We start from the raw sequence: 8,397 nt of genomic DNA on the forward strand, positions 1-8,397 counted from the left end.
GGCGCCGACGAGCCCCAGTTCCTGGAGTTTGGCCGCCTCCTTCGGGTCCATGCCGTCGGCCTCGAGCTTCTGGAAGACCTGGGCAAGATCGTTGGGATCCGGTGACAGCGCCAGCACCGGTGCTGGCATCGCGCGCGCCTCGCTCAAGGCCTCCCGGGCGCTGGCGGTAGCCTCTGCGGCGGCAGCGGCCACAAGCGCGTCGTCTGTGACGAAGCGGGCGAGCCAGCCCAGGGCGCCGGCATAATCCGCTCCCATCACGGCCTTGACGAGGTCGATCGCGCCGCGGCCGCCCTGGCCGGCGTCCTGAAGGAAGAACTTGTTCGGCTTGCCTTTCGCGGCCTCGGTGGTCAGGGGACCCGCCGGCCCGATCCATTCCTCGTCCTGATCCTTGTGGCGCCGGCTGTAGCCCAGAAAGGGCAGGATCTGCGGCAGCGGAAGCTCCCGCACCTGGCTGGCAAGCGCCCGCTCGGCCTGTTGCGCCTGTTTCAGGGCTCCGTCGCGGGCCGTTTCAGCCGCGCCCCGCAGCTTCTGCTCGCGATCAGCCCGGTCCTCGGACGCCCGCAGCCGGCTCTGGGCCTTCTCGAGCTCGTCCCGGATCATACGGCTGTCGGTGGCCTGAGCCAGGAGCTGCTCGACCGTTTCCGTGGTCCGGCCGACCGTAAGGGCGGCCTTGTCGCGCAGGGACAGCTCCGGCGGTTCCTGAGCGGCGTTGACGAGGCCGTAGTAGCGCTGGACGTCTTGGTGCTTGGCCTGGGAGCCCTCGACGCCGCGCCGGATGCCGAGCGGCTTGAGGGCCTTGGCATAGTCGGTCTGAAAGCGGCGCAGCTCGGCGCGGCCGAACTGGGTCTTGGCGTCGAGGCGGCCGGTGGTGCGGTCAAGCGGCACAATGGCGACCTGGATGTGTGGGGTGGCCTCATCGAGATGCAGGACAGCCGAGGCCAGGCGATCGCCGAACTCTTTCCTGAGCCAGGCCATGGAGGCTTTGACCCAGGCCTCGGTGCGCTTGGGATCGTACACGCCGGCCTGGCTCGGGGTGTCCGGTCGGAAATATTCCGGCGAGGCGGAGAGCAGCCCCTCCAGGCACAGGACGGCGTCCTTGCGGCGCTTCTCGGGCAGGCGCCGTTCGACCTCTGCGACCGGGTCCTGGCCGTGCAGGAACTGCACCGCCTCAGGATGAGGATTGGGGTCGGCGTTGGGTGTGGGCCGGGAGCGGTCCCAGTGGGCGGTCATGCCCTTGAGGTCGCTCAGGGACTTGATCTTCTCGAAGCGCAGGATGGCGAAACTCATCGGGCCGAGCGGGTTGAGGAAAGTCTATAGACTTCCTGGTAAAGCCTACGAGCTTGGCTGTAAAGTATATACCTTGAGGAACAGGCACCACAAGTGTGGAAGCGGAGCGGGTGGAACTTCTGACAGGAGAAGTATACTCACTAGACTTTGCCGAGGGCAAAGTCTGCTCCCCTCAGCCTCTGGCTGAGGGGAGCAGGGCCAAACTGCTCCGCAGCTTTGCCTCTGTCAATCGCCCTAACGGTAGACCTCGCGGCGGTTGCCGATCCGCACCACGAGAATGCGCAGGGCGCCATCCTCGATGCTGCTGATGATGCGGTAATCGCCGACGCGATACTTCCAGAACTCGCCCAGGCGGGAACCCCTGAGGGCTTCGCCGATGCTGCGCGGGTCCTCGAGATTGGCCACACGCTCCCGGAGAAATTTGAGGATGCGCCGGGCCATCTGCGGATCGAGCTTGCTTAGTTCCCGCTCGGCGGCGGGATCCAGCTCAATCCTCCAGGCCATAGCGCTTCATGACGTCCTCGAGCGGCACGGTCTGAGTACGGCCGGCGCGGATGTCGGTCAGGCGCTGCTCGGCCAGATAGAGATCCTCAAGGTCATCCAGGTGCTCCAGGATGGCCTCGCGGGCGTAGAAGCTCTTGGTGCGACCGGTGGCCTTGGCGAGCCGATCCAGGCGCTGTTCGATGTCGTCGGGCAGGCGAAGAGCCAGCATAGTGGATTCCTCCAGATGCTATACATGTATAGCATAACTTGGCTGGCCGCCAGATTTGATGCAGAAAGGGGAAATTAGCCCGCCAATCGACGCCACCAAGGACGGCCTCTCCATTCAGCTAATTCAGATCGTGCCTTGTCGGCTTCTGCGTTCATCCGGTCTCGCAACTCCTTCAACTCCGAAAGGTGTTTCTCCTGCATAGCGGAGAGTTGGGACTCGGCATTAGCCAGGGCAGCTTGGGCAATAGCGGCATCCCGCTCGGCCTCTGCCCGCCCCTTCTCAGCGTCAACCAGCCGGTCCGTCATTGCCGACAGTTGTGCTGTTAGCTGAGGAATAAGCTCAACTAACATATCTATGTCATTGGTATCCCTGCGTTCTGCCGCTTGTTGGGGTAGGGGCGTTAGTGTCCCATCGTTGGGACTGTGGGTCAGGGAACGTTGGGGTGAGCTCCACTCCTCCTCGGGTATCTCAACACGGATGATGTCCTGCGGATGATTGCCGGGGATAACCCGCCACAAGCCTTTTGCTGCCCGTCGCTTAGTCTTAATCCGCGCGCCTTCGATGCCGATGCCGAACCGTTCCGCGATCTCGCGATAGGTGGCCGTCACAAACCGGTTTTCAGACATCCAGCATCCCCAACATTGTCAGTAGGAGGACGTTGGCACTGAAGGGCGGCCTACGTTGGAACCGGCCTGTCGGTGGGTTGGACGTGTAGGGCGGCCTACGGCACATACGTTCCCCGCCTCACGTTGGGAGTGTTTGGTTAATTTCCCGTAAAGGTTTTGGGTGGAGCCTAACCTGGCATTGACCCCTGTCGAGTCGCCGGGGCACAATATGCAATCCGTTGGCTTGATTTGCGTTTTGCAAATCTGCGACGCACTGGAGACTAGAAACACGAAAGCCCGCCGAAGGGGCGGGCCTCATGCATACCGGCGAACCGGGACAGATCTATTTGGCGATATGATCTTCCCCGACAAGCCGGCCTCTCGTCAAGCGAAATCGCGATTTCGCTAACGGCGAAGCTATGCCTGAAGCCACTCCCTCCGCCGGGCCCAACCCGAGGGAGCTCGCATGTCATTTGGCGAGGAGATCCGGCGAGCCGTGATGGCATCGCCGCGCGTGAAGCTGCCGGAGATCCGGTCAGCCATGTACAAGGCCTTTGCGGCTGGGCAACTCACAGAGGCCGAGGCTGAGACCCTCGATACCCTGATCAATGCCAGAGCAGCCATTCCGTCCACGGAGGCGCCCGCCAGGCGGCGCGTCGGATCCCGGCCCCGTTCCTCTGCCTCGATGGAAAGACGCCGGTCCTGGGCCGCCGCAGGCCGATTGCCGCCCGCTCTGGCGGCGCAGTTCACCCTGGCCGAGCAGGCCGTGCTGGCTGTCGTTGCGTCTGAGGTGAAGAAGAATGGTGTCTGTTCCCTAACGATCGGGCACATCGCGGCCCTCGCGGGTGTCTCTGAAACGACCGTGCGCAACGCCTTGAGACAGGCTCAAACGCTCGCTCTCGTCACCATTGAGGAGCGCCGGCGTACGGCTTGGATGAACTACCCCAACAAGGTTTCTGTCGTTTCGAAAGAGTGGAGCCTGTGGCTCCGTCTCAGTACGGGTGCAAATTCGCGAACCCCACGAATACAAAAATCTAAAAGCAGTCTCGCGCTAACGCCTAAGAACACGAATCCTGGGTCACTCGCAGCAGCAGGAAACCGATTCTGGAAGCGAGAACACCCAGCTGACCCCGAAGACGGGCTATCGGCATAGCCGGAGGCGGGTTAGGGGAGGGCAAATCCAGATTAGCCGCCGTCATCAATTCACGATGAATTGTCAAACCTTAGTCAGGATGTTCTCCAACTCCTATCGTGCAGGCATTGTCAGTTAGAAGATCAAGTTCTCGTTCGTGACAGAGCACGATATCATGCTCCGCCTCTGGACCTGGTTTCCGGGAAACAAAAAACCCTGCCGTTGAGGCAGGGCTGGAAGTTTCTTCTCGCCTTCAGTTGCTCTGTGAAGGCAGAGCCAGTAGCGCATGCGCCCAGTCTCATGTCAATGCGCGACGCCCGCCTCAGGCCAAGCCCCCCGCTCGTCTGTCATAGGGGCGCACAACGATCAGAGCGCCGCCAAGGAAAAACCCTGCCGGTTGCGCGGCAGGGTTTTCCGTGGCCCTCGCTTCCGGGATACGCATGCCGAAAGGCCAGAGCAGTAACGCATCCGGGCTGGGCGATGTCAACGACGCCTCCTCGCCTCTCCCTCGCAATTGCTCGCGCCCGGCAAACTCCCATGACGAAAGTCTTTGGCTGTTGCAGCGTTGCTATAGCCATCCCTCCCGAGAGGTCCATACTCCCCTGGCGAACCCTCGCAGAAGGATGCACTTTCATGAAAATTCGTATTCTCGGCCTCCTGGCCACGACTGCTCTGACCACCGCCGGCTTTTCGGCGGCCTCCGCGGCCGACCTGCCGGTCCGCAGCGCTCCTCCGGCTCCGGTCATCGCAGCCGTTCCGGTCTTCACCTGGACCGGCTTCTACGTCGGTGGCAACGCCGGCTGGGGCTTCCGCACGGAGGATCGCGAACCGGTGGTTCTGTCAGGCCCCGGCATCCCGGCTGGCCTGGCAGGCACACTGAACTTCGATGACGATGACGGCGGCTTCGTCGGCGGTGGCCAGATCGGCTACAACTACCAGACCGGCAACTTCGTGTTCGGTGTTGAAGCCGACATCCAGTGGCGCGACACCGGTGACGATGAAGATGTCACCTTCTCTCCCGGCGTTGGAAACACCGGCGTGTTCGTGCCGGGCACCTTCGCGAGCCAGGAGCCGGACTGGTTCGGCACCGTGCGCGCGCGCGCCGGTGTGGCATTCGACCGCGTGCTGGTCTACGCCACCGGCGGTCTCGCCTACACGGAAGACAACACCGGCTGGACGGCCGGTGGCGGTGTCGAGTGGGCGCTGCCGACCAACTGGAACCTGTTCGGCTCCAACGCCGTGACCTTCGGGGTCGAGGGTCTGTGGGTGAGCCTGGATCAGGACGACGATGGCAGCACCGGCCCGATCGGCACCTTCACGCCGGCCGGCGGAACCACCCCGGTGAACGTGTTCATGCCGGCCCGGGATGATGATGAGAACGAGTTCTTCGTGGCTCGCGCCAAGCTGAACTTCAAGTTTGGCACCTACTAAGATCCGCCACTGCGGTCGACCAATACAGGGCCCGGGGCAACCCGGGCCTTTTTCGCTGTCTGGGTGTTTGGCTGTTGCCGCCGACCTCCTGTGGCCTTCAGCGCCTTCCAACAGGCCGCCGGGAGTGATGCGGCACCCGGCAGAGGGCGGCGCTGAAAAGAGAATTGGCAGTGGCCGCCTTACTGCGCAGGGTCTCTTCCACCGTGGGGTTCTGGATCAAGGTGGCGGTTGCTTGAAGAAAAGCCCTGTCGCACGGGCACGCCCTTTGGCCCAGCCGTTCGTAACAGAGATCATGGGCGCGGCAGGCAGCGTCCAGGGCATCGATGGGCGCAGCACGCCCGGCATCCCCCGGACCGCACCAATTGCCGTGAAAGAGAGGAAGCGCCGGGGCCGATGGCCGGCTGGCGCGAGGTCCTGCCAGAACCGGATCTTGCATCAAAAGGGACAGGCTGAGCCCTAGCATAAACCAACGCAACCAGAACACAGCAGCCTGGAACTCCAGTGAGGTCTGCTCAGGACATTGAGCACAAGCGAGAGGGTGCCCCTGGTGAACCGATTTGTCCTAGGGCCGGTTCCATGGACACTGCCCTAATGTCTGCTCAGCGCCAGTACCTCAGTTTGCCGCACCGCCGACAGGAGCCGGTTGCTGAGCTTACCACGGCATAACGCCTTAGGGCGGCTTCGCGCACTGTCATTTGCTCCGCTACAACGTCCTGCAGAAGGTGAAGCCGATTGATCTCCGGCTGGCTCATCCCAATCACCGTCATCAGACCCAATCTCCCCAGGACTATCACCCAGGGAGAGTGACATTCCTACTTTGCTCCGGTGGGACATTTTAACTCTGCGCCTACAGGCGAATTTCCGATAAGCGCCTTTATGGAACCGGATAGGGTTGCAATTCAGCGTATTCGGAAGATGAGTTTACAAAGCTCAGCCGCGTCTCTGTAAAGGCCTAGTCTAACCGACCCTGAAAAGGCCCGGAAACAGCCAACAGTTACTTGAAAATACTATCACGTGGGAACGCCTGTTCCGGGCTGTCGTTGTCCGCTGAGCGCCTCCTGAAATTGCTAAGGCTGTGCGATCATGGACGATGCTCCTCTCCTGGAAGTCCCCAAGACCACGCCAGCCAACGACACCTTGGCCCGTGTTTTGGAATGGGTCGGGTTGATCGCCGGCATCGGCTTGATCGCCTGGGCCATCGCGATCGCTTTGTAGCTGCCCCTTCCCCACAGCTGTGCTCTCTGTGTGTCCGTGTCCGATTTCGCGAAACGGGACCTTATGGAATGCGTGATGGCTTTCACCCTCTGAATGGCGTAGAACGGCAGCATACATGGTCCTCAACCTTGCTCCCTTCTCGCCCGAGGAGGGGTTTTTGTATCCCACCCATGAAAACCGCGGCAGACTACCGCCAACATGCTCAGGACTGCCGGGTTCTGGCCAAGCAGATGCCCGAGGGGCCACCACGGGAGCAGTTACTGGAGATGGCCCGCACCTGGGAGCAACTCGCCGAGGAGCGACTGAGGGCGGCTTCCCCCCATGACAACGTGGACACCAGTCCGGCACCGACCGAAGGATCGCGGCCGTCGAAGCGGTAGCCACCACCCAACTCCCCCTGTCTAGGAATTTCTACTGGATGGGTCTTATGAGACCCGCTCAGGCGCGGGCAAAGAAAGGCCTCCTCACCCGCCGTTGCCAGGAAGGCGAGGAGGCCTCCTGGCCCCTGAAGGCCGCCATGCGAGCCAGCCTTCTCCACAGCAACCAGCCCGGCCGGGGGCGGTTTCAGCGGAGCCATAAAAAGAAGCCCCTCCTGAGAGGGGCTAAGCGCGCGAGGCATGCGAGACATGAAGGAGGGGATGCCTTCATACTCCGTCAATGCCGCCTCTCGGGTTCCGTTCCGGCCAAGCGGGTCTGATGGATGGAGGTGCCCTGTGGGCCCGTCAGGTGTATGATCGCACCAACCATGGAACCCCGTCTTTGAAGCCCTCTGAGACATTACCGACCATGGCCAGGCCCGGCGGCAAGCTCAAACCGCCGGGCCGCTGCGTTCAGCCTCCTAAAGTTTCCTCAACAATGCGCGGATTGCGATCGAGCAGGGCCAGCAGGATGCGGGCCGGCCCCTGTGGGGAGCGGCGGCCCTGCTCCCAGTTGCGGATCGTGCCCACCGGCACGCCGATGCGGCGGGCAAAGGCGGCCTGCGACAGTCCGGTTTTGTTCCGGATGGCTGCTACGTCAATGGCGTAAGGCATCTGGAGGCCGCCACCGAGGCTCTGGCCGTCATCCGCCAAGGCGAGCACCGCACTCAGATTGGCGATCAGCTGGTCGAAGTCGTCATCCTGCTTGCCCATCGAGAGCCTCCACCCAATGGGAAGATGCGTCGGCGACGCAGTGCGTCAATGGCGGACACCTGTTATCACCCGCGGCCCTGTCCTCGCTTGGCGGCTTCGATCTCCTGCTGGCGCTTCCGGCGCGCCTCGCGCGCTGCCTTGAGACGCTCCAGGAGTCGTTCCGCACCCTCCCGCAGGATGGTGAGCCAGAGCTGGGCGAAATTCTGCAGCGAGAGCAGGGACAGGACCCCCGTCACGCTAGCCGTTGGAATAGCCTGCTTTTGGGCCTCCTGCGCCATGGACTGGCTTTGGATCCGGCCCTTGTCGTCATCCCGGTAGGCAAGCACGAGGGACGCCTGATCGGCCTTGGCCCGGGCCCACAGCCGGGCGCGATGCTCCTGGCCGGTCCAGCCGGTCGCGACAAAGACCGTGCGCTGGATGGTGTCCTGCTCTAGCTGCGGCAGAAAGCCTTGCTCCAGGCGGGCGATGTTCCACAAGGCCAGAGCCTCGCCCGGGGTCGAGGTGAAGACGTGGACGAGCCGGTCCGCGCCCTCGTAGCCCGAGCGATGGGAAAAGCGCCACAGGCCCGGCGCTCCGAACCGCCGCAGCTGCGCCTGCGGCTGGCTGAGATCCTCGACGACATAGCCGACCGGCGGCTCGGCGGGATCAGTGTGGTGGTCCTGAAACAGCGGAAACGCGACATGCAGGCGCTGCCCGAACCGGGCGGCGCCGACGAGCCCCAGTTCCTGGAGTTTGGCCGCCTCCTTCGGGTCCATGCCGTCGGCCTCGAGCTTCTGGAAGACCTGGGCAAGATCGTTGGGATCCGGTGACAGCGCCAGCACCGGTGCTGGCGCTGTCACCGGATCCCAACGATCTTGCCCAGGTCTTCCAGAAGCTCGAGGCCGA

10 protein-coding genes are annotated in these 8,397 nt (G+C 63.0%); 3 read left to right on the plus strand and 7 right to left on the minus strand.

From position 1 onward, the window contains the following. From mobV to H0S73_RS25415, 4 genes are all read right to left on the minus strand, one after another. A partial coding sequence (mobV, locus tag H0S73_RS25400) for a MobV family relaxase (protein ID WP_181055006.1) occupies positions 1 to 1,287 on the minus strand: 1,287 nt, incomplete at its 3' end. A 234-nt stretch (positions 1,288 to 1,521) separates the two neighbouring features. Continuing rightward, on the minus strand, positions 1,522 to 1,791 hold the full coding sequence (locus H0S73_RS25405; RefSeq protein ID WP_181055007.1) for a type II toxin-antitoxin system RelE family toxin: 270 nt from the start codon (positions 1,789 to 1,791) through the stop codon (positions 1,522 to 1,524). Beyond that, entirely contained in the window at positions 1,775 to 1,999 is a 225-nt protein-coding gene (gene relB, locus H0S73_RS25410; RefSeq protein WP_181055001.1) for a type II toxin-antitoxin system RelB family antitoxin, read from the minus strand. Before relB ends, H0S73_RS25405 begins: the two co-directional genes overlap by 17 nt. 74 nt (positions 2,000 to 2,073) lie before the next feature. Next, positions 2,074 to 2,625, minus strand: coding sequence for a hypothetical protein (locus H0S73_RS25415; protein ID WP_181055008.1), 552 nt, complete (start codon positions 2,623 to 2,625; stop codon positions 2,074 to 2,076). Between the two features lie 445 nt (positions 2,626 to 3,070). Here H0S73_RS25415 and H0S73_RS25420 point away from each other — a divergent pair, with 445 nt between their 5' ends. Beyond that, positions 3,071 to 3,757, plus strand: coding sequence for a GntR family transcriptional regulator (locus H0S73_RS25420; protein ID WP_181055009.1), 687 nt, complete (start codon positions 3,071 to 3,073; stop codon positions 3,755 to 3,757). A 612-nt stretch (positions 3,758 to 4,369) separates the two neighbouring features. Continuing rightward, positions 4,370 to 5,167, plus strand: a complete 798-nt coding sequence (locus H0S73_RS25425; RefSeq protein ID WP_181055010.1) for an outer membrane protein — start codon at positions 4,370 to 4,372, stop codon at positions 5,165 to 5,167. A 97-nt stretch (positions 5,168 to 5,264) separates the two neighbouring features. Here the strand turns inward: H0S73_RS25425 and H0S73_RS25430 are convergent, their stop codons facing one another. Then, complete coding sequence (locus H0S73_RS25430; protein ID WP_343058509.1) at positions 5,265 to 5,630, minus strand: phospholipase A2 family protein; 366 nt, start codon at positions 5,628 to 5,630, stop codon at positions 5,265 to 5,267. 620 nt (positions 5,631 to 6,250) lie between these two features. Between H0S73_RS25430 and H0S73_RS26200 the strand changes: the two genes are divergently transcribed. Continuing rightward, entirely contained in the window at positions 6,251 to 6,382 is a 132-nt protein-coding gene (locus tag H0S73_RS26200) for a hypothetical protein (RefSeq protein ID WP_281369220.1), read from the plus strand. Between the two features lie 830 nt (positions 6,383 to 7,212). Here H0S73_RS26200 and H0S73_RS25435 read toward each other — a convergent pair. Beyond that, positions 7,213 to 7,512: a helix-turn-helix domain-containing protein gene (locus tag H0S73_RS25435; RefSeq protein WP_181055011.1), complete on the minus strand. Its 300-nt coding sequence runs from the start codon at positions 7,510 to 7,512 to the stop codon at positions 7,213 to 7,215. Between the two features lie 65 nt (positions 7,513 to 7,577). Next, the gene (locus H0S73_RS25440) at positions 7,578 to 8,351 is read right to left on the minus strand and encodes a hypothetical protein (protein ID WP_181055012.1); all 774 of its coding nucleotides are present in this window, start codon (positions 8,349 to 8,351) and stop codon (positions 7,578 to 7,580) included. Between the last annotated feature and the right edge of the window lie 46 nt (positions 8,352 to 8,397).

The organism is Microvirga mediterraneensis (assembly GCF_013520865.1).
In the GTDB taxonomy this organism is placed as follows: domain Bacteria; phylum Pseudomonadota; class Alphaproteobacteria; order Rhizobiales; family Beijerinckiaceae; genus Microvirga; species Microvirga mediterraneensis.

Coding starts and splice junctions, on each gene's coding strand:
- H0S73_RS25405 (WP_181055007.1), bottom strand. CDS start 1,791: ATGGCCTGGAGGATTGAGCTGGATCCCGCCGCCGAGCGGGAACTAAGC.
- relB (WP_181055001.1), bottom strand. CDS start 1,999: ATGCTGGCTCTTCGCCTGCCCGACGACATCGAACAGCGCCTGGATCGG.
- H0S73_RS25415 (WP_181055008.1), bottom strand. CDS start 2,625: ATGTCTGAAAACCGGTTTGTGACGGCCACCTATCGCGAGATCGCGGAA.
- H0S73_RS25420 (WP_181055009.1), top strand. CDS start 3,071: ATGTCATTTGGCGAGGAGATCCGGCGAGCCGTGATGGCATCGCCGCGC.
- H0S73_RS25425 (WP_181055010.1), top strand. CDS start 4,370: ATGAAAATTCGTATTCTCGGCCTCCTGGCCACGACTGCTCTGACCACC.
- H0S73_RS25430 (WP_343058509.1), bottom strand. CDS start 5,630: ATGCTAGGGCTCAGCCTGTCCCTTTTGATGCAAGATCCGGTTCTGGCA.
- H0S73_RS26200 (WP_281369220.1), top strand. CDS start 6,251: ATGGACGATGCTCCTCTCCTGGAAGTCCCCAAGACCACGCCAGCCAAC.
- H0S73_RS25435 (WP_181055011.1), bottom strand. CDS start 7,512: ATGGGCAAGCAGGATGACGACTTCGACCAGCTGATCGCCAATCTGAGT.